The sequence below is a fragment of the Clostridium sardiniense genome (genome assembly GCF_050584765.1).
In the GTDB taxonomy this organism is placed as follows: Bacteria; Bacillota; Clostridia; order Clostridiales; family Clostridiaceae; genus Clostridium; species Clostridium sardiniense_A.
Map to the genome: position 1 here is coordinate 1,774,049 of NZ_JBNOOR010000001.1, position 19,010 is coordinate 1,793,058.

The 19,010-nt window shown below is 27.6% G+C and carries 20 protein-coding genes; 7 read left to right on the forward strand and 13 right to left on the reverse strand.

Features of this window, described 5'->3' with window-relative positions:
* Positions 1-68: 68 nt before the first annotated feature.
* The 4 genes from tpx to gdhA form a co-directional block, all read right to left on the reverse strand.
* A complete protein-coding gene (tpx, locus tag ACQPUW_RS08760) occupies positions 69-557 on the reverse strand; it encodes a thiol peroxidase (protein ID WP_430837058.1) in 489 nt (162 codons plus the stop codon).
* A 224-nt stretch (positions 558-781) separates the two neighbouring features.
* On the reverse strand, positions 782-1,951 hold the full coding sequence (locus ACQPUW_RS08765) for an iron-containing alcohol dehydrogenase (RefSeq protein WP_430837059.1): 1,170 nt from the start codon (positions 1,949-1,951) through the stop codon (positions 782-784).
* Between the two features lie 188 nt (positions 1,952-2,139).
* Positions 2,140-3,528 carry a glycosyltransferase family 2 protein gene (locus ACQPUW_RS08770; RefSeq protein ID WP_430837060.1) on the reverse strand — a complete coding sequence of 463 codons (1,389 nt, stop codon included), beginning with the start codon at positions 3,526-3,528 and terminating at the stop codon, positions 2,140-2,142.
* A 232-nt stretch (positions 3,529-3,760) separates the two neighbouring features.
* Positions 3,761-5,107 (reverse strand): NADP-specific glutamate dehydrogenase, encoded by a 1,347-nt coding sequence (gdhA, locus tag ACQPUW_RS08775; protein WP_430837061.1) that lies wholly within the window; start codon positions 5,105-5,107, stop codon positions 3,761-3,763.
* 293 nt (positions 5,108-5,400) lie between these two features.
* On the opposite strand from gdhA, the gene uvsE reads away from it, so the two are divergent.
* Complete coding sequence (uvsE, locus tag ACQPUW_RS08780) at positions 5,401-6,639, forward strand: UV DNA damage repair endonuclease UvsE (protein ID WP_430837062.1); 1,239 nt, start codon at positions 5,401-5,403, stop codon at positions 6,637-6,639.
* Positions 6,640-6,676: 37 nt separating this feature from the next.
* On the opposite strand, the gene ACQPUW_RS08785 is transcribed toward uvsE, so the two are convergent.
* The 4 genes from ACQPUW_RS08785 to ACQPUW_RS08800 all read right to left on the reverse strand — a co-directional run bounded on the left by ACQPUW_RS08785 (position 6,677) and on the right by ACQPUW_RS08800 (position 10,772).
* Entirely contained in the window at positions 6,677-7,282 is a 606-nt protein-coding gene (locus ACQPUW_RS08785; protein ID WP_430837063.1) for a hypothetical protein, read from the reverse strand.
* A 9-nt stretch (positions 7,283-7,291) separates the two neighbouring features.
* On the reverse strand, positions 7,292-8,284 hold the full coding sequence (locus tag ACQPUW_RS08790; RefSeq protein WP_430837064.1) for a rhomboid family intramembrane serine protease: 993 nt from the start codon (positions 8,282-8,284) through the stop codon (positions 7,292-7,294).
* Positions 8,285-8,450: 166 nt separating this feature from the next.
* Positions 8,451-10,247 (reverse strand): oligoendopeptidase F, encoded by a 1,797-nt coding sequence (gene pepF / locus ACQPUW_RS08795; RefSeq protein ID WP_430837065.1) that lies wholly within the window; start codon positions 10,245-10,247, stop codon positions 8,451-8,453.
* A 117-nt stretch (positions 10,248-10,364) separates the two neighbouring features.
* Positions 10,365-10,772, reverse strand: coding sequence for a DUF6762 family protein (locus tag ACQPUW_RS08800; protein ID WP_430837066.1), 408 nt, complete (start codon positions 10,770-10,772; stop codon positions 10,365-10,367).
* A gap of 149 nt (positions 10,773-10,921) precedes the next feature.
* On the opposite strand from ACQPUW_RS08800, the gene ACQPUW_RS08805 reads away from it, so the two are divergent.
* The 3 genes from ACQPUW_RS08805 to ACQPUW_RS08815 all read left to right on the forward strand — a co-directional run bounded on the left by ACQPUW_RS08805 (position 10,922) and on the right by ACQPUW_RS08815 (position 12,869).
* The gene (locus ACQPUW_RS08805; RefSeq protein ID WP_430837067.1) at positions 10,922-11,305 is read left to right on the forward strand and encodes a hypothetical protein; all 384 of its coding nucleotides are present in this window, start codon (positions 10,922-10,924) and stop codon (positions 11,303-11,305) included.
* 71 nt (positions 11,306-11,376) lie between these two features.
* Positions 11,377-12,051 (forward strand): metal ABC transporter ATP-binding protein, encoded by a 675-nt coding sequence (locus tag ACQPUW_RS08810; protein ID WP_430837068.1) that lies wholly within the window; start codon positions 11,377-11,379, stop codon positions 12,049-12,051.
* A 23-nt stretch (positions 12,052-12,074) separates the two neighbouring features.
* Positions 12,075-12,869, forward strand: a complete 795-nt coding sequence (locus ACQPUW_RS08815) for a metal ABC transporter permease (RefSeq protein ID WP_430837069.1) — start codon at positions 12,075-12,077, stop codon at positions 12,867-12,869.
* A 14-nt stretch (positions 12,870-12,883) separates the two neighbouring features.
* On the opposite strand, the gene ACQPUW_RS08820 is transcribed toward ACQPUW_RS08815, so the two are convergent.
* Together ACQPUW_RS08820 and ACQPUW_RS08825 are read right to left on the reverse strand one after the other, a co-directional pair.
* Positions 12,884-13,303: a Fur family transcriptional regulator gene (locus ACQPUW_RS08820; protein WP_430837070.1), complete on the reverse strand. Its 420-nt coding sequence runs from the start codon at positions 13,301-13,303 to the stop codon at positions 12,884-12,886.
* Positions 13,304-13,382: 79 nt separating this feature from the next.
* Positions 13,383-13,928, reverse strand: coding sequence for a manganese efflux pump MntP family protein (locus ACQPUW_RS08825; RefSeq protein ID WP_430837071.1), 546 nt, complete (start codon positions 13,926-13,928; stop codon positions 13,383-13,385).
* 208 nt (positions 13,929-14,136) lie between these two features.
* Here ACQPUW_RS08825 and ACQPUW_RS08830 point away from each other — a divergent pair, with 208 nt between their 5' ends.
* Positions 14,137-15,354 carry a 6-phosphofructokinase gene (locus tag ACQPUW_RS08830; protein WP_430837072.1) on the forward strand — a complete coding sequence of 406 codons (1,218 nt, stop codon included), beginning with the start codon at positions 14,137-14,139 and terminating at the stop codon, positions 15,352-15,354.
* A gap of 42 nt (positions 15,355-15,396) precedes the next feature.
* On the opposite strand, the gene ACQPUW_RS08835 is transcribed toward ACQPUW_RS08830, so the two are convergent.
* Together ACQPUW_RS08835 and ACQPUW_RS08840 are read right to left on the reverse strand one after the other, a co-directional pair.
* A complete protein-coding gene (locus ACQPUW_RS08835; protein ID WP_430837073.1) occupies positions 15,397-15,663 on the reverse strand; it encodes a hypothetical protein in 267 nt (88 codons plus the stop codon).
* Between the two features lie 22 nt (positions 15,664-15,685).
* Complete coding sequence (locus tag ACQPUW_RS08840) at positions 15,686-16,990, reverse strand: aminotransferase class V-fold PLP-dependent enzyme (RefSeq protein WP_430837074.1); 1,305 nt, start codon at positions 16,988-16,990, stop codon at positions 15,686-15,688.
* 166 nt (positions 16,991-17,156) lie between these two features.
* Between ACQPUW_RS08840 and ACQPUW_RS08845 the strand changes: the two genes are divergently transcribed.
* Together ACQPUW_RS08845 and ACQPUW_RS08850 are read left to right on the forward strand one after the other, a co-directional pair.
* Positions 17,157-17,684 (forward strand): hypothetical protein, encoded by a 528-nt coding sequence (locus ACQPUW_RS08845; protein ID WP_430837075.1) that lies wholly within the window; start codon positions 17,157-17,159, stop codon positions 17,682-17,684.
* Between the two features lie 10 nt (positions 17,685-17,694).
* Entirely contained in the window at positions 17,695-18,318 is a 624-nt protein-coding gene (locus ACQPUW_RS08850; protein WP_430837076.1) for a DUF4397 domain-containing protein, read from the forward strand.
* A 45-nt stretch (positions 18,319-18,363) separates the two neighbouring features.
* On the opposite strand, the gene ACQPUW_RS08855 is transcribed toward ACQPUW_RS08850, so the two are convergent.
* A complete protein-coding gene (locus ACQPUW_RS08855) occupies positions 18,364-18,975 on the reverse strand; it encodes a TetR/AcrR family transcriptional regulator (protein WP_430837077.1) in 612 nt (203 codons plus the stop codon).
* Between the last annotated feature and the right edge of the window lie 35 nt (positions 18,976-19,010).

Below are 19,010 nucleotides of genomic sequence, written 5' to 3' on the forward strand. Positions count from 1 at the left end.
AAAAAAGAAAAAAATCGTACATATGTTTGTACGATTTTTTTCTATGTTTTTATCTTTTTTAAATAATACTATTTAGCTAAGACTTCTAATACTTTATCATAGTTTGGATGATCACTTACATCTTTACAATATTCTACGTATATAACTTTATTATTTTCATCTACAACGAATACTGCTCTAGCTAAGAATCCAACTTCTTCTATATATACTCCGTAATTTTCTCCAAATACTCTATCTTTATAATCTGAAAGAGTTATTACATTTTCTACATCTGCTGCTCCACACCATCTTGCTTGTGCAAATGGTAAATCAACTGATACTACATATATAGTAGTATCTTTAAACTTTGTAGCTTCTTCATTGAATCTTTTAACTTCCATATCACATACTGGTGTGTCTAATGATGGAACTGTTAAAAATACTCTCTTTCCCTTTGTATCTTTTAATGTAACTGGTTTTAAATCATTATCTGATAAAACAAAATCAGATGCTTCTTGACCAACTCTTACTTCTGCTCCTCTAATTGTTACTTTTTCTCCATTTACTGTTATACTCATTTTATTCACTCCTTCAATTAGCATTCAAAACTTCTATCGATAATAGTTTTCCTTTACTAACTTTTCTCTTTTGATAATTATATTTTATACTTTTTAATAAAATATTCAATAGATTATCTTTGAATATTTTATTAACATAATAATATAGTCCCCTATATAATTATTTTTAATATTAAAATTAGGACTTAAAAATTTATATAAATTCTTAAGTCCTAATTTATTAATTATAATGATGCTTTAAATATACTTATTACATCTTCCTTATTTAAAGCTATATATCCATATTTTAAGCCTCCAACCTTCACTGCTTTTTCGGCCATAATTTCAAACTTTTCATCTCCAATACCTATCTCTCTAAGTCTTTCTGGAATTCCAAGTTTCTTAAAATAGTTTCTTGTTTTTTCTATAGCTAAATTTGCAACTTCTTTTTTATCTAGTGACTTATCTATATCCCAAACATTAACTCCAAATTCATAGAATTTTTCTAATGTATCTTCATTTAAAACAAATTCCATCCAATTAGGTGTTAATATGGCAAGTCCAACTCCATGAGTTATATCATAAAATGCACTCAATTCATGCTCTATTGGATGAACTGACCAAGCTGTCCCTTCTTTTCCACAAGAAAGTAATCCATTTATAGCTAAACTAGATGCCCACATTAAATTAGCTCTTGCCTCATAATTTTCTGGTTCATTATAGGCTATCTCTCCATACTTAATACATGTTTTTAATACACCTTCTGCCATTCTGTCTTGTAAGTATGCATCTTTAGTTTTACTAAAGTATACCTCAAATACATGGCTCATTATATCAGCTGTTCCTGCTGCTGTTTGATTTTTAGGTACTGAATAAGTATATTCAGGATCTAATATTGAAGCTACTGGTCTTAATATCTCATTACCAAGTCCTAATTTCTCATTTGTATCCATATTTGAAATAACAGCAAATGGATCCATTTCTGATCCTGTAGCTGAAAGAGTTAATATACTAATTATAGGTAAAGCCTTTTCTATCTTTGAAGGATTCTTTACTATCTCCCATGGGTCACCCTCATAAAAGCTAGCTCCTGATATAGCTTTTGCACAATCTATAGTACTACCTCCGCCTACAGGTAAAATCATATCAATAGAATTTTCATGTACAAGCTTAACCCCTTCCCTTACTGATTCTATTCTTGGGTTAGGATCTACTCCTCCTAGCTCTATACATTCAATATTATTTTCTTCTAATATTGATTTAACTTTTTCATATAATCCAACTTTCTTAATACTTCCTCCACCATATACTAATAAAACCTTTTCACCATATCTTTGTAATATCCTTCCAAGACTTTTTATCTTGCCTTTTCCAAAATAGATTTCTGTTTTAATTGAGTAATCAAAATTTTTCATAAACCTCTCCTCCTAATCTTTATTAATTTAAGTATACACCTTTAAATAATATATTATCAATTTATAGATAAATTTTCTTATACTATACATTAGTTATTGCAAAATAATTTATATTACTTATTATCCTCATTTATTACTTTTTAAATGCAAAAAAGGTTTAAGACTAATTAAAGTCTTAAACCTTTATTCTACAAATCACATATTTCAACATTTCTTACGTGCTTAGTGTGACTCCATTCTTTATTATTCTTATTTAGAATACCTTGAACTGTAATTGGAATCCAAGTTAAAGTATATAATCCATATAATAAGAATCTGATAAATAATAGTAAACCACTTTTTCCTAAGCATATAAATGTAATTACTAACATTACTAAATTATACGCAGCTGATACTATCGTAAATGCATACATACTATCTATTTTAGTTGATAATATTGGTAATATAAATACATTCATTGAATATATAAATATTATAGCAAAGAATCCAGTTGAAACTTTCTTTTCAAGTTTTAGTACTAATGGTGTAATTAAGAATTGACATATTATAAATATCTTCCAACCTACATCACTAAATACACTACTTATAACAAAAACATCTGGTGCTCCAACATTTCCTTGCACTAAAGTAAGTACTGCTGACAAACCAAGTAACAATGTAACAAATGGTTGCATTACGTATAATGCACAATCGAACATATACCACTTTCTTTGTTTTATTGAAGCTTTTATAAGTTTAAAGAAATATCTTGATGCAACATCTGTAAATCCTTGCATCCATCTCTTTCTTTGTGACCAAGATTGTTTTAATGTTAATGGTTTTTCATCGAATATTCTTGCATCATGTGCCCAACCAACTTTTTCTCCGTTAGATACAAGTTTACAAGTAAATTCTAAATCTTCTGTAAGGCATGTTGCGCCCCATCCTAATTCTTGTAACATTCCTGTGTCAATTGCAAATCCAGTTCCACCTAATTGGTTTGAGAATCCAACATTATTTCTTGCTAATTGGAACATTCTATTTTGTGACCAAAAGGCTATTGAATACGCTGTTGCAATCCAAGAATCATTTGGATTTTTACTATCAATATATCCTTGTACAACTTTATATCCTTCTAGCATCTTTGAGTTTATTTCTTTTAAGAAATCTTCATGTACTAGATTATCTGCATCAAATATACAAATAGCATCATATTTCTCATTCATTTTAAAAAGTTTATCAAACATCCACTCAAGAGCGTAACCTTTACCTCTCTTATCTTTGTTAAAACGTTCGAATACATTAACTCCACAATTTCTTGATATTTCCGCAGTCTTATCCGTACAGTTATCTGCTATTACGAAAACATCGTATAATTCCTTTGGATAATTAAGTTTTTGCATGCTCTCAATAAGCTTACCTATAACTACTTCCTCATTATGAGCCGCTACTATCATTGCAAACTTTTTAGTTGGTGTGTAATTTTTCTTCTCTTTTCTTCTAAATAATCCGAAGAAAGCTAGTATTAAATAATACATAGTTATAAAGAATACGAAAAATTGAAACGCTGCTGTTACAGCATAAATTAAGTTTCCCATTAAATTCACTCCTAATGACAAATGGAAATTCTTCCCCATTCATTTTCTATTTTCTCTAAAAGTACGTCCTTTTAAATATAATTCAACATAGTGTAAAAATCAAGTATATAAAAATTAAAAATATTTAAGAATTGCTAGAACCCTTAGTTTTACCCATATTTCAAACATAATTTTTTTAAAATAAATATAAAAAAAGTAGACCCTTCTAAAGTCTACTTTCTCCATTTATTAACTAAACTATACCTTGAGCCATCATTGCATCTGCAACTTTTAAGAAACCTGCAATATTTGCACCCATTAATATATTTCCTTCTTCTCCGTATTCCTTAGCAGCTTCACTTGAATTTTTATATATTTCTACCATTATATCTTTAAGTTTATCTAGAACTTCTTCTTCACTCCATGATAGTCTAATACTATTTTGTGACATTTCAAGTGCTGAACAAGCAACTCCACCAGCATTGGCAGCCTTTGCAGGTCCAAACATAACTTTATTACTTTGTAACACTTCTATCGCCTCAAGTGTTGATGGCATATTTGCACCTTCAGATACTGCAATTACTCCATTTTCAACAAGTATTTCTGCTGATTCTTTATTTATCTCACCTTGAGTTGCACAAGGTAATGCTATATCACATTTAATTTTCCATATATTTCTGAATCCTTCTTCATATTTAGCAGTTTTAACAAAATCTAAATATTCTTTAATTCTTCCTCTTTTTACTTCTTTTATTTCCTTAATCACATCTAAGTTAATTCCATTTTCATCATATATATAACCATTTGAATCACTAAGTGCTATAACTTTAGCTCCAAGCTCAGTTGCTTTTTCAGCTGCATATATAGCAACATTTCCTGAACCTGATATAACAACAGTTTTTCCATTAAAGCTAGTTCCATTATCCTTAAGCATCTCTTCTGTAAAGTAAACTAATCCATATCCAGTAGCTTCTTTTCTTCCAAGGCTACCACCGTAAGTTAATCCTTTACCAGTTAACACTCCTTGTTCACTTGTATTTCTTATTTTTTTGTAATATCCATACATATAACCTATTTCTCTACCACCAACGCCTATATCTCCAGCTGGTACGTCTATATCGCTTCCAATATGTCTGCAAAGTTCTGCCATAAAGCTTTGACAAAATCTCATAACTTCATTATCTGATTTTCCTTTAGGATCAAAATCTGATCCCCCCTTACCTCCACCTATTGGTAATCCTGTAAGTGAGTTTTTAAATATTTGTTCAAATCCTAAGAACTTAATAATACTTTGGTTTACTGATGGATGGAATCTAAGACCGCCTTTATATGGCCCTATTGCACTATTAAATTGAACTCTAAAACCTCTATTTACTTGAACCTTTCCACTATCATCCACCCAAGGTACTCTAAAGAATATTTGTCTTTCTGGTTCTACTATTCTCTCTAATATACCGTTTTCTATAAATTTCGGATTCTTATCAAAAACAGGAACTAATGAATTCATAACTTCTGTTACTGCATCTAAAAATTCATTTTCACCACTATTTCTTAACTTTACTTGTTCTAATACATTTTCAACATATTGTTTTCCATTCATAAATTTAACGCCCCTTCTCATTTAGTAATTTATTTATATAATACAACTTTTTAATATATTTTACTATAAAATACATTATTTTTTTAGAATTTTCTCATTTTTTTAAAATTTAAAATAATATTTTGTTAATATGTAAATTTAAGTAAAAATGAAAAAGTTTTCTTTATTCATATTTATTATGTATTCTTTAAACCTATTTTATTAAAACTATTATTAAAACTATTATTAAAACTATTATTAAAACTATTATTAAAACTATTATTAAAACTATTAAATATTTAGGAGTTATAAAAATGAAAATTGGTTATGCCTGTACCCCGCTTAGAATTCCAAATAAAACAACAAAATCATTTATTCTAAAAAACTATTCAGAAGATATTTTAAGAAATTGCATATCTAATAATTTAAATAATCTAATAGATATTTTAAATTATAATATTTCTAATGAAATATACTTATTCAGAATTAGTTCTGATATAATTCCCTTTGCAAGTCACGAAATAAATACTTTTGATTGGAAAAATTATTTTAAGAAAGATCTCAAAGAAATAGGCGATTTAATAAAAAAGAATTCTCTTAGAGTATCAATGCATCCTGGACAATATACTGTTTTAAATAGTCATAATAAGGATACAGTTTCCAAATCAATTAGAGATTTAGAATATCACTGTAAATTTTTAGATAGCTTAAACTTGGACTCTGATTGTAAGATTATACTTCATGTTGGTGGAGTATATAACAATAAAAAATTAGCAATAGATAATTTTATTAATAATTATAATTTACTTTCTAGAAATATAAAGAAAAGACTAGTAATTGAGAATGATGAAAAAAATTATAGCATAAAAGATTTGTTATATATAAGTGAAAAATGCTCTATTCCAATAATATATGATAATTTACACTACGCCTGCTATGAAAGTCATGAAGGTAATAATTATTCAATATTAAATAGCATTAATGAAACTTGGCATAAAGAAGATGGCACAATTAAAGTTCATTACAGTGAACAAAATAAAATTAAAAAGAAAGGCTCTCATTCTAGTACTATATCTTCTAACGGATTCTTAAATTATATAGATTCTTTAAATGGATTAGATATTGATATAATGACAGAAGTTAAAGATAAAGATTTTTCCGCAATTAAAATTATAAATTTATTGAGCCAATTAAATGGTACTTTATCTGAAGAATCTAAGATTAAAGAACTAGAATCTTATAAATATTATCTTAAAGAAAAAGGAAAGGATGTCTTTGAGAAATCTAAATATATATTAAATACTGAAGGAATAATAGAGTTTTATAAATTTATAGATAGATTTATTTATTCAGAACCTGCCTTTGAATATGCTATAAGCACTGTTAAAGAAGTCTATTTAGAGCTTGAAGATAATTTAACTAAAAGTGAAATAAATCATTTTAATAAACTGTTTAATGATAAAAAGTTTCAAAAAGCTAAAGAATATTTATATAAATTAGCCTTTAAAAAGAGGCTTTATAATTATCTTTCTATGTATTATTTCTATAATTAAAAAGAGAATAGATTTTTATCTATTCTCCTTATACTAACTAATCAGTTATCTCTTTTATCATTTTGTCTAATAGCTTATTCTTGCCACCTTTTGAATATAAATATATTGGTATAGTTACGATTATACCTCCAACTGTTCCACATATAATATCGTACATTGTATCCTCTAGTCCATTTTGGGCTGTTAATCCAAACAAGCTATCTGTTGTAAACTCCCATATTTCCCATACACCAGCACAAGCTACTGCAAACATTATAGTAAATAAGACCATAGCAAAAGGTTTTATGTCTTTATTCTTTTTAGGATTAAATAAATATGTGTATATTGCAAAACCAATAACTCCTATTAATAAACCTGATGCAAGATGAAGCATTTTATCATATCCTTCTATTGCATAAAAGTTTAATACATTTGCTAAATACATTGAAAAGAATATAAATATAAGGACTGCTACATATGTCATTTTAGATTTTCTAAAAAATGTATATCTGCAAAATAATTTAAGTAGTCCTACAGTAACTAGAATTAATACTATCCTAGGTAACTTTTCTCCACCTCTATAAATTACATCCCATACTGTTGTAATAGCTAATAATATTAAAAATAAATATGTTATAACGCTATCATAAGTTAATTTTTTCATAAATGCCTCCTAATTAATATTATGTTTTTTACTACGATAAAATGGTATAGAAAGTATAAACCCTCCTATAAAGCCTCCTATATGTCCTAAATTATCTATACTTGATGAAGTAAATCCTATATATAAATTTAATATAATAACTGCTATTATATTACCTAAAACACCTCTTTGAAGATGTTTCTTTTCTCTTAATGCAAACCATAAAAAGGCTCCTAATATACCAAATATAGCTCCTGAAGCTCCAACAGATATCATATTGGGACCTAAAATATATCCTAATAAACTTGAAGTTATACTTGAAAATAAATATATAGATAAATATTTCTTCCATCCATATATTTTCTCTACAACTGTACCTACAATGAATAATGAATACATATTAAATGATATATGCATAATTCCCCCATGAAGGAAGGCACATGTTATTAATCTCCAAACTTCTCCTTGATTTATTAAATAATTTACTTTTGCTCCAAACTCAATTAAAACCCTTGTATTTATATCTACTATACTTTTAGATACTATAGCTGTTATTATAAAAACAATAACATTTATTAAAATAAGTATACTAGTTACAGGGCTTTCTCTAAAAACACCTAATATTCTTTTTTTATTATTTACAGATACTTTTTCTTTTTTTATAATTTCTAAACATTCTTTTAAAGGTCTACACACTTCATCACAGTGTATAACCTCCATATTATTTATATTATATACTAGCCTACTCTTGTATGGGTTATCCCCTATTATATAATCACCTTGTACAAGTACAATACTATTTAATAAAAATCTCTTTCCTAAACTACTTAAATACCTAAAGGCTTCATCATAATCAATATCTTCATTTGAATCCTTTGATATTATTACAGCATATATGCCTTCATCTAAATCTTTAATAGCAATCCATCTATCCTCTTTATGAAAATTACTATAATATTGTTGCATATAAAAGCCTTGAGTACTTGAAAGAAACTCATAAACTCTTTGATTAAAGTCTCTCATATTTCCTCCACTATTTTTAATCTTTAAATACATTATAAAATATACATTTAAACTTTTCAAAGAAAATACTATTCTATTTATAGAATTAATAAGAAATATTAAAAAAATCAATCTAATACTCCTAAATTTTATACGCTTTAGGAAATTAGATTGATTTATATTTAATCTATAGATTTTCTTCTAACATATCTAAAAGTTCATTAAATCTTTTAATTGTAGCTTCTAAAGGTTTTGATGTAGTCATATCAACACCTGCATTTTTTAATATATTTATAGGATAGTCACTTCCACCACTCTTTAAGAATGATTTGTATTTCTCTACAGCATTTTCTTCTTTATTTAATATAGAGTTTGCAAAGGCTGATGCAGCAGCATATCCTGTTGCATATTGATATACATAAAAATCTGAATAGAAGTGAGGTATTCTTGCCCACTCTATATCAATATCTTCATCTACAATCATATCATCACCAAAATACTTAATATTTAACTCATGCCATTTACTTGAATATTCTGAAGCTGTAAGTGGATTTCCACTTTCTATACTTTCATGAGTATAAAGCTCGAATTCTGCAAACATTAATTGTCTAAATACAGTTGTTCTAATTTGTTCAAGTTCTTGATTTATTAAGTATAATTTTCTCTTTTTATCTGTTTCTTTATCAATTAAATAATGTATAAGTAATGCTTCATTAGTTGTTGATGCAACCTCTGCACAGAATAATGTGTATCCTGCATAGAAGTATGGTTGATTCTTTCTTGAATAATATGAATGAATTGAATGACCCATTTCATGAACTAGTGTAGATACATCATTAAGCTCATAATTATAATTTAATAAAACATAAGGCATTGTATCGTAAGATCCCCAAGAGTATGCTCCCCCTCTTTTGCCTTTATTTTGATATTTATCTATCCAGCCTGAATTTATTCCTTCTTTAAATATATTAAGATATTCTTCTCCTAAAGGATTAAGTCCATCTATTGCAATCTTTACACCTTCATCAAATTCTATGTGATCCTTTTCTATTTCTATAACTGGAACATAAAGATCATACATATGCATTTCTTCAAGTCCTAGCATCTTCTTTTTAAGTGAAATATATCTATGAAGAGAACTTAAATTTCTATCTATAGTATTTAAAGCTTCCTTATAAACTTCTACCGGAATATTATTAGGTTTAAGAGATGCTTCTAGACAAGAATTATACTTTCTTACTCTTGCATCAAAAGAGAAATTCTTAATTGATGAACTTAAAGTTGTTGCAAATGTATTTTTAAGTTTACTATATTCAGAAAATAAAGCCTTAAAAGCTTCTTCTCTTACAGTTCTATTTTTTGATTTTATAAATGAAGAATAATTCCCCTCTGTTAATTCAACTAACTCTCCATTTTCATCTTTAATTTTAGAGAAAGTCATATCAGCATTACTAAGCATGCTTTGTATTGAAGATGGAGCATCTAAACAGTCTGAAACTTGTGCCATTAGTTCTTCCATTTCTTTGCTTAATACATGGTCTTTTTCTTTTAGTATATTTTCGAATATAAATTCGTATTCTTTAAGATCTGCTACTTCTTCAATTGCTTTCTTTATATAATTTTCTCCTAATGATAGTATTTCTGGTACAAAATATGCAGAATAGCTTGATAATTCAGCCATATAGCTATCAACTTTACTCATTCTAGCTTGATTTTCATTATTAGCTGTATCCTCATCACTTTTTAGGTGTGCATATACATAAAGTCTCTCAGCTAAACGAGAAGTTTTTTCTGATAACTTTAAATATTCTAAAATCACTTCTGGCTTGTTAAGCTTATCTTGAAATTCTCTTAATTTTGGAGCTTCACCTTTAAGCTTTGTAAAATCCTTTTCCCACTCATCATTTGATGCATAGATTTTTTCAACTTTCCACTTATCATCTTCTTTTATTTCATCTCTATTTTTTAAAACATTTTGAGCCATATAAATTCCTCCTTTTTATAGTTAAAAATATTTCTTTTCATTAAATTATATTAATAGGTGAAGCCTTTGCCTCACCTATTATAAGTTTTCTTTTATTATATGCTTTTATATAAAGTTCTAAACTTCTTCCTTATATTCTTCTTCTTTTCCTTCTATACTCTTAAATACATTTTCCATTTCAGTTTTTATTAATCCAATAATCTCATTTAACTTTTCTTGTATTTTGCTATATTCTTCATCATATTCAAATTTTACAATAAATGTAGGATTATACTCTTCTAAATCTTCCTCTAATTCATATCCTTTTTCTTTAAATCCTTCTTCATTAAATAAATCATAGATTGCTGAATATTCCCATTCCTCAACATCTCTATTTGTATCAAAGTATAAATTGACAACTCCATCTTCTACAAAAAACTTTCTTACGAATAAAGCACCTTCATCAACACTAAAACTTCCTAATTCTTTTGAAATAAATCCTGTATCTTTATCTTTCTCCATTAAAACTAAGCTTGAAAAATCCATATTAATCTTCCTTTCTAACTCTTAAAATTCTTCATTTGTTCTTATTATAAACCATACCTACTATTTTATGAAATATTAAATATAATATTCTTTACTTTATGGAAAAATATGGTAATATTTTATTATAAAGTATTTTAAGGAGTGATATTATGGGCAATAATAGAAGAAGACCTCGAAATAAAAGAATTAGTAGAAGAGAACGTTTTTTAATAAACCAAAAAAAGAGAAGAAGATTAGCTATCTTAATCATCGCACTCATAATAACATTAACTGCATTTACAGCAAAGAAAGTATTTGCTTATGTTAAATGTCAAGATATATCTACCGCTGTTGAATATCTTATGACAACTAATGTAGATAATGCCCTTCTTAGAGTTCAGACTATGGAACTTAAATTTTCAGATGGAGATACAGCAGTTGTTGATGCATCAGGATTAGCTAAAGAAAAACCTCATCAATCTAGAAAGGTTGAGTGCCATTTAAGGAAAAAAAATAATTCTTGGAAGCTAGAAAATTCTTATATATTAAAATAATACAATTAATCTTGCAAATCATTTGCATAAAAGTGTATAATAAGGGGTAATTATTTTTAGGAGATGATAATTTGATTAATATAAATAATCTTACATTTTCATATACAAACAAACCTCCTTATCTTATAGAAAATGTTAATTTAAACATACCAAAAGGTGTTTACCTTTCTATAATAGGAGAAAATGGGTGTGCAAAGACTACTCTATTAAAATTAATGCTTGGTCTACTAAAACCTACATCAGGTAGTATAACTGTAGATGCCAAGGGAGTTGCTTATGTTCCACAAAAAATTGAAAGTTTCAACTCTCAATTTCCCATTTCTGTCTATGAAATTCTTAAAACACATGGTAACTCAATAGGAGTTAAAAATAAAAATGAAATTAAGGAAGCTTTAGAGAGAGTAAATATGTTAGACTTTACTAACAAGTTAATTGGAAGTCTCTCAGGAGGGCAACAGCAAAGAATATTTATTGCAAGGGCTCTTATGGGTAACCCAGAGCTTATAATATTAGATGAACCTTCAACTGGTGTTGACTTTAAAAATCAGTTGTCAATTTATGCATTACTTAATAAATTAAATAAAGAAAATGGTAAAACTATAATTTCTGTAGAGCATAATATTGAACTTGCTTTAAAATATTCAACCCATATACTACACGTTGTAGCTGGTGTTCCTACATTATATACTAAAGCTCAGTATATAAATTATAGAGCTTCTCTTGATAAAAAAATATTGAATTTATAGATATAGAAAGGTGTAAAAACTTTATGTTCGAATTAGACTTTATGCGTAATGCCTTTATTGCAGGAGGGATTATATCAATTTTATGCCCTTTTATTGGACTTTTCTTAGTACTTAGAAGATATTCAATGATCGGTGACACCCTATCTCACTCTTCTTTTGCTGGAGTTGCAATAGGGTTAGTTATAGGAGTTAATCCTATGATAACTGCTTTTTTATTCACTACACTTTGTGCTCTTATAATTGAGTTTTTAAGAGGCTATTATAAACGCTATGCAGAACTTGTAATGTCAATTGTACTTACTTTAAGCTTAGGTATTGCAATAGTATTAATAAGTAGTGGAAAAGCTTCTGCAAATGTTAACTCATTTTTATTTGGTAGTATACTTACAGTAACAAAACAAGATATAACTTTAATACTTATTACAGGAATTATTTGTTTACTAATTTTATTATTTATTTATAATAAACTTGTATATGTTACATTTGATGAAGAAGGAGCCAAAACAACTGGAATACGAGTAAAATTGATAAATTATATTTTTACAATTTTAATTGGTGCAACTATTTCAATGTCTATCCGTATAATGGGTATACTTGTTATATCATCAATAATAGTAGTTCCTGTTGCAACTGCTATTCAACTAAATAAAAATTTCAATAAAACTCTCATTTTTTCAATAGTTTTTGGTTTTGTAGATATAATGTTTGGTCTAGCACTATCTTACTATGTTAATAGTGCACCAGGTGGAACAATAGCACTTGTTTCTGTATTTACATTAATTATTACTATAATATTTAAAAACTTCTTTTCTAAATAAAAAACATCTCAAAATTATTTTTGAGATGTTTTTTTACATGTTTCACATATACCCTTTATTTCTATATTATGCTCAGTTAGAGTGAATCCTGTTTGCCTTTTAATTAATTCCTCTATTTGTCCTATAGGACATGGCATTTCCACTTCTTTGTGACATATATCACATTCTAATAAATGCTTATGACTCTCACTATGAATCTTATATGATGATACACCATCTTCAAGCAAATATTTATCTATTATATTATTATCGCAGAAAGAATCTAATGTTCTATATACAGTGCTTAAATTTATATTTATATTTTCATCTCTACAAATATCAAATATTTCTTCTGCTGTCATACCTTCTTTTTCATTTATCAATATCATTAGAATTTTCATTCTAGCTTTTGTTATTTTCATATTTTTATCTTTTAATATCTTTTCAATATCCATTACATACTCCCACTTCTATACGCTAAAAGAATCTTTATATAAATAATTCTAACACTTATTATTATAATTTTAAATCCTTTTAAAAGAAAATCATCTTTAACGCCATAATAATTAATATGATTCCACCAAAGAAATTAGCATACTTTTCTACAAAGTCTATTCTTTTAATGTAATCGCATACTACAAAGCCTATATAGCATATCACAATAGTTATAAGCCCAACCATTATTGAGTATAAAAGCAATACAAGTATTGATATATCATTCATCATAGTGAATCCTATAACTAATGCATCAATACTTACTGATATTCCAAGAAATATACTCATTCCTTTTTTAAGTAATATAGACTCTTCCTTTTGTTTTAATGCATCTAATATCATTACAAATCCAACAACGCCAACTACTATGCCGCCAATTACATTAGGTATTGTAATAAAGCTATTAAATATCTTGCCTATGAATCCTCCTAAAAAAATAAAAAGAAACTGAAAAAAACCAAATGAGAATATATATGTATATTTGATTTTTCTATCTATATTAGGTAACACTCCTATACTAAGTGTAACTCCCAAAGCATCCATAGCTAATGCTATACCTATTAATACTACTGTTATTATGCTCATAAATTTAAACCTTTCACTCAAAATTACTTTACTATTATTATTAGTAGTAACTCTTATAAATTATTCTTTTTTTTATTTATGTAAATTTTTTTTCATAAAAAGTCTTTATTTTATTACTTTTTTAATGTATAGTATTAAACAGAGTAGATTAATTTTTAAATAGTATATCACATATGCTAAATATATGTTGTTCTAAAGGAGAGTATTTATGTCAAATTGTATTATTGCACAATCAGGAGGGCCAACTTCAGTAATTAATTCAAGCGTCGTTGGTTTAGTTAAAGCAAACGAGGAATTAAAGTTATATGATAAGGTCTATGGTGGATTAAATGGAATAGAAGGTATCTTAAATAAAAAAATAATTGAGTTATCCGCTAAAACTGAGGAAGAATTAAATACATTCACATATACTCCTTCATCAGGATTAGGTTCTTGTAGATATAAATTAAAATCAATTAATGAGTCAACTGATGAATATGATAAATTATTAAATATTTTATCAGAATTAGATATTGAAGCATTTTTCTATGTAGGTGGAAATGATTCAATGGATACAACAGCAAAACTATCAAAATATGCAAAAGATAACGGATTAAACATAAAATTTATAGGTATTCCAAAAACTATAGATAATGATTTAATGTATACTGATCATACCCCTGGCTTTGGAAGTGCTGCTAAGTTTATTTCAACAGCTGTACTTGAAACTTACCTAGACTCATCAGTTTACAGTAACAATGGAATATTTATAATTGAAACAATGGGTAGAGATACAGGATGGCTTGCAGCTTCTGCATGCTGTGCTAAAATAAATGGCAGACAAGTAGCAGATTTTATATACTTACCTGAACGAGCTTTTGATAAAGAAAAGTTCTTAATGGATGTTAGAAAAAAATTTAAAGAACAAAATCAAGTTTACATAGTAGCTTCTGAGGGTTTAAGAACTGAGGATGGTAAGTTCTTAACTGAATTTGATTGTGCCTCACAGGATACATTTGGACATGCCCAATTAGGTGGTGTAAGTGAATGTTTAAGAAAGCTTATACTAACAGCTGGTATAACAACTAGAGTTAAGGCTCTAGAACTTGGTGTACTTCAAAGATGTGCTATGCACTGTGCATCAAAATTAGATATAGAAGAAGCTTACCTTGCAGGTTATGAAGCTTTAAAATATGCTAAAGAAAACAAGAATGGATCTATGGTGGCTATAAGAAGAGATCAAAGTTCCCCTTATAAAACATCATTCTTTGAAGTTGATGCTTCAAAGGTTGCAAATAACGTTAAATATTTCCCAACAGAATGGATTAATGAAGAAGGAAATAATTTAACTGAAGAAGCTTATGAATACTTCTCACCTCTTTTTGAAGGAACTCCTTCTTTATGCTTTGAAGATAATCTTCCAAAGTATAAAGTTTTCAATAAATAATATGACCAAAATAAAAAAAGCACGGCTATAAAGGCTGTGCTTTTATTCATATACATAAATAAGTGGTCTCAATAAATAATTACATATAAATGTCCAACCTACTACAGATATTATTTTAATATTATACCTACATGGCAATATTATTATAATGGCAATTACTAAAATTAATAATGATGTTCCTAGTAATTTTGATATTTTATTTACCTTTAATTCTTTTGTACAATATGGACATTTTATATTATCTTCTCCCCTTTGTTTTAACAAATAATTAAGTGATATCTCTCTATTACAATAAACACACTTTTTCATATTTGCTCCATCACCCTAATAATTACTTAGCTTTTCTATACTTCTTTGATATATACTCAATCTCATTTAATAATTCATTAATCTCTTCTACAGTATTGTAAGGTGATAAACTTACTCTTATCATACCATACATTTTTTTACTTGGATCTTTTAAATATTTTTCTGCCTCTATCTCATCTATTCCCATAAGCCTTCTACAATAAGGATGTGCACAGAACCATCCATGCCTTACGGCTATTCCTTTCTCCATTGCTAAAATACTTGCAACATCTTTGTGATACATTCCTTCAATATTAAAAACACTAATACCTAGTCTATCATCAATATTTTCTGTATCTCCGTAAGTTATTACATGAGGTATATTTTTTATTTCATTATTTAATATATTAAAAAGTCCTCTTTCTCTAGCTATTAAATAGTCAAATCCTATATTTTCAAGCTCTTTTAATGATTTTATCATAGACAATACGCCAAAAAAGTTTGGAGTTCCTGCTTCATTTCTTTCTGGAGTATCTAAAAATTTAGAGTCCCAGTCTTTAACTAGCTCTACTGTTCCCCCACCTTGTTTATCAGGGCATTTTGAATTAAAATCATCCTTCCTTCCAATTATTGCTCCACTACCAAATGGAGCATATAACTTATGAGCTGAAAAAACAAGAAAATCTATACTTTCACTACTATCCTTTCCACTCATATCAACTTTAATATGAGGAACTAATTGAGCTCCATCTACAACTATTTTCCCTCCATGTTTATGAACTAACTTGCTTATTCTATGGATATCATTAATATATCCTGTAACGTTAGATGCGCCAGTTACACTTAAAAATTTCACTCTACCACTGTATTCATTTAATTTTCTATTAAGAGAATCGTAATCTAATCTACCTTTATCATCAACCTCAACATAATCGACTATTCCATTGACTCTCCAAGGTAAATCATTTGAATGATGCTCCATTCTTGTTGTTAATACTATATCATTTTCACAAAGTAATGTTTCTGCTATTTTATTTATTCCATCTGTTGTATTATTAACAAATATAGCTGTATATTCCTCTTTATTTTTAACATTAAAAAAGTCTAATAAATACTCTCTAGCGCTATTGTATAAATCAGTTGTAAATGTAGCCTTTTGCCCTGTTCCTCTTCCAATTGATGCATAATACTTACTCAATAGCTCGATGTACTCTATTACACTTTTTAATGGAGGTGTTGTTGCAGCATTATCAAAATTAATTTGGTAAACTTCTCTACCATTACCTAACTTAACTTTACTTTCTATCCCGAGAAGTTCCTCTCTTAGTATATTTTTTCTTATATCCATTTGTTATCCCTCCACTATATAATATATTCCTATCATTTACTATTGTTCTATTTATTACTCTATACATATTATGGTTCTATACATCGTCTATTATGAATATTTATTAAAGTAACAAGACTATTTAGATTTCATATATTTAATATATAGTATTCTTTGGAGGTATAAAATGAAACCAGATAAAAAATATATGTCTATAACTGATGAAGAAAATGAATTTGAAGCTTTTGAGGCATCTGCACCTTATAATAACCTTAATTCTGGATGGGCACCTATAATTAATGTGGATAGTTTAGATATAGAAAATTTTCACGGCTATAGATCTAATAAAATTCCATATTCATTAGGAAGTCAAATAGACTTAAGAGACCAAGCTATTAATGATGCATTAGGAGTTTCATCCGAGCTTTACTCATACAATAATACTTCTAGTACACCAATAGATACCACTACTGGTGTTCCAACGCCGACTGATATATTAAGAGAATTTGATATGGATTTAGATGAAAATGAACTTTTAGGCTCATATACAAGATACGGTAAAAAGTGTAATCCTGAGCAAGTTTTCCAGCGAATAAGAGCAAATAATCCTTTAATTTTGAAAACTATGGAATCTTATAGAATTCCTTTCCCAATTGCTAAAACATTAATTAAACGTATTATAGCTTTAAGTAATATTTATTGTAGTAGAGAGTAGGTGAAATTTAATGTTTATGTTAAGAGAGACCCTTCCTGATTTAAAAGGAAAGGTAAGATTTATACATTCATCTCCAGGCACTCCTTCAATAGATATATATGCAGATGGAACTCTACTTGCTTCTAATGTAAAATTTGGGGACTTAACTGATTATGTAGAGCTTTCTCCAAGTAGTTATGGTATAGAAGTTTATAAATCAGGAACATATGATACTCCATTACTCACTCAATCAACTGATGTTATTCCTGGAATCTCAAATACTATATGTATAGTAACAAATAATAATGTATTAACATTATTCTCCTTAAAAGATGCTGGTTCAAAAGCTGGTAAAGATATTTGCTTTTTAAGATTTATTAATCTTTCTCCAAATGCACCATTAATTACACTTGCTCTTAAAAATGGAGAGAATCTTTTTAATGATGTAGAATATTTAGAAACAACAGGCTACTATCCACTTTCTCCTGGAATATATGATTTTAAACTTTCATTTTCAGGTGCAAGTGCAGTAACTAAAACTCTTTCTGGTGTTTCACTTACCCCTGGAGAATTTCAAACTATTTATGTAATAGGACTATTAAATGGTGAACCACAGCTTGGATTTATATTAGCGAGAGATGGTAGACAAGATTAGTATAGATTAATAAAGCCAAGTAATTAAAATTTACTTGGCTTTTAACTATTTAAGCATCATCTTTATTTTTTTAAATAATATTGGCTTTATAACTTCAATGTCATCAGGTTCATTTAAAATTATAGAACTATAACATACACTACCAACTAACTCTATTATCATAAAAAGAGTTATCTTCCCCTCATCCTCTGATAGTCCCCTTTTAATTAATTCTTTTAAAAATATATCTATAATCTCACTAACCTGCTTATCCTCATCCATTATCTTAGTATTCCTATGTATAACATGAGAAAAATTCTTATTTATAACTTTTAATAGTAGTTTATTTTCTTTAAAATAATCTATTATGTATTCTGTAAAATACAGTACCATGTCTTCAAATTCTACAAATTGCTTATCCTTAGTGGCCTCAAAAGCCTCTTCTATAAGTGTAGACCCCTTTAATAATATAAGCTTATTAACTACATCATATTTATCTTTAAAATATAAATAAAATGTTCCTTTGGCAACTCCCGCACTCTTTACTATCTCATCAATAGATGTACTATTTATTCCCTTTTCCTTAAAAAGTTCATATGCAGAATTATACAAATTTAATTCCTTTTTCTTTTTCTTTAAAGACATCTTCCCCTTTATTGCATTATTATTATCATTCATTTTACCCTCCAACTTAAAATGCCTATGTATTTTAT

Coding starts and splice junctions, on each gene's coding strand:
- ACQPUW_RS08830 (WP_430837072.1), top strand. CDS start 14,137: ATGTCAAATTGTATTATTGCACAATCAGGAGGGCCAACTTCAGTAATT.
- ACQPUW_RS08845 (WP_430837075.1), top strand. CDS start 17,157: ATGAAACCAGATAAAAAATATATGTCTATAACTGATGAAGAAAATGAA.
- ACQPUW_RS08765 (WP_430837059.1), bottom strand. CDS start 1,951: ATGAAAAATTTTGATTACTCAATTAAAACAGAAATCTATTTTGGAAAA.
- ACQPUW_RS08840 (WP_430837074.1), bottom strand. CDS start 16,990: ATGGATATAAGAAAAAATATACTAAGAGAGGAACTTCTCGGGATAGAA.
- uvsE (WP_430837062.1), top strand. CDS start 5,401: ATGAAAATTGGTTATGCCTGTACCCCGCTTAGAATTCCAAATAAAACA.
- ACQPUW_RS08835 (WP_430837073.1), bottom strand. CDS start 15,663: ATGAAAAAGTGTGTTTATTGTAATAGAGAGATATCACTTAATTATTTG.
- ACQPUW_RS08855 (WP_430837077.1), bottom strand. CDS start 18,975: ATGAATGATAATAATAATGCAATAAAGGGGAAGATGTCTTTAAAGAAA.
- ACQPUW_RS08800 (WP_430837066.1), bottom strand. CDS start 10,772: ATGGATTTTTCAAGCTTAGTTTTAATGGAGAAAGATAAAGATACAGGA.
- ACQPUW_RS08785 (WP_430837063.1), bottom strand. CDS start 7,282: ATGAAAAAATTAACTTATGATAGCGTTATAACATATTTATTTTTAATA.
- ACQPUW_RS08850 (WP_430837076.1), top strand. CDS start 17,695: ATGTTTATGTTAAGAGAGACCCTTCCTGATTTAAAAGGAAAGGTAAGA.
- ACQPUW_RS08825 (WP_430837071.1), bottom strand. CDS start 13,928: ATGAGCATAATAACAGTAGTATTAATAGGTATAGCATTAGCTATGGAT.
- ACQPUW_RS08805 (WP_430837067.1), top strand. CDS start 10,922: ATGGGCAATAATAGAAGAAGACCTCGAAATAAAAGAATTAGTAGAAGA.
- ACQPUW_RS08820 (WP_430837070.1), bottom strand. CDS start 13,303: ATGGATATTGAAAAGATATTAAAAGATAAAAATATGAAAATAACAAAA.
- gdhA (WP_430837061.1), bottom strand. CDS start 5,107: ATGAATGGAAAACAATATGTTGAAAATGTATTAGAACAAGTAAAGTTA.
- ACQPUW_RS08815 (WP_430837069.1), top strand. CDS start 12,075: ATGTTCGAATTAGACTTTATGCGTAATGCCTTTATTGCAGGAGGGATT.
- ACQPUW_RS08790 (WP_430837064.1), bottom strand. CDS start 8,284: ATGAGAGACTTTAATCAAAGAGTTTATGAGTTTCTTTCAAGTACTCAA.
- ACQPUW_RS08770 (WP_430837060.1), bottom strand. CDS start 3,528: ATGGGAAACTTAATTTATGCTGTAACAGCAGCGTTTCAATTTTTCGTA.
- pepF (WP_430837065.1), bottom strand. CDS start 10,247: ATGGCTCAAAATGTTTTAAAAAATAGAGATGAAATAAAAGAAGATGAT.
- tpx (WP_430837058.1), bottom strand. CDS start 557: ATGAGTATAACAGTAAATGGAGAAAAAGTAACAATTAGAGGAGCAGAA.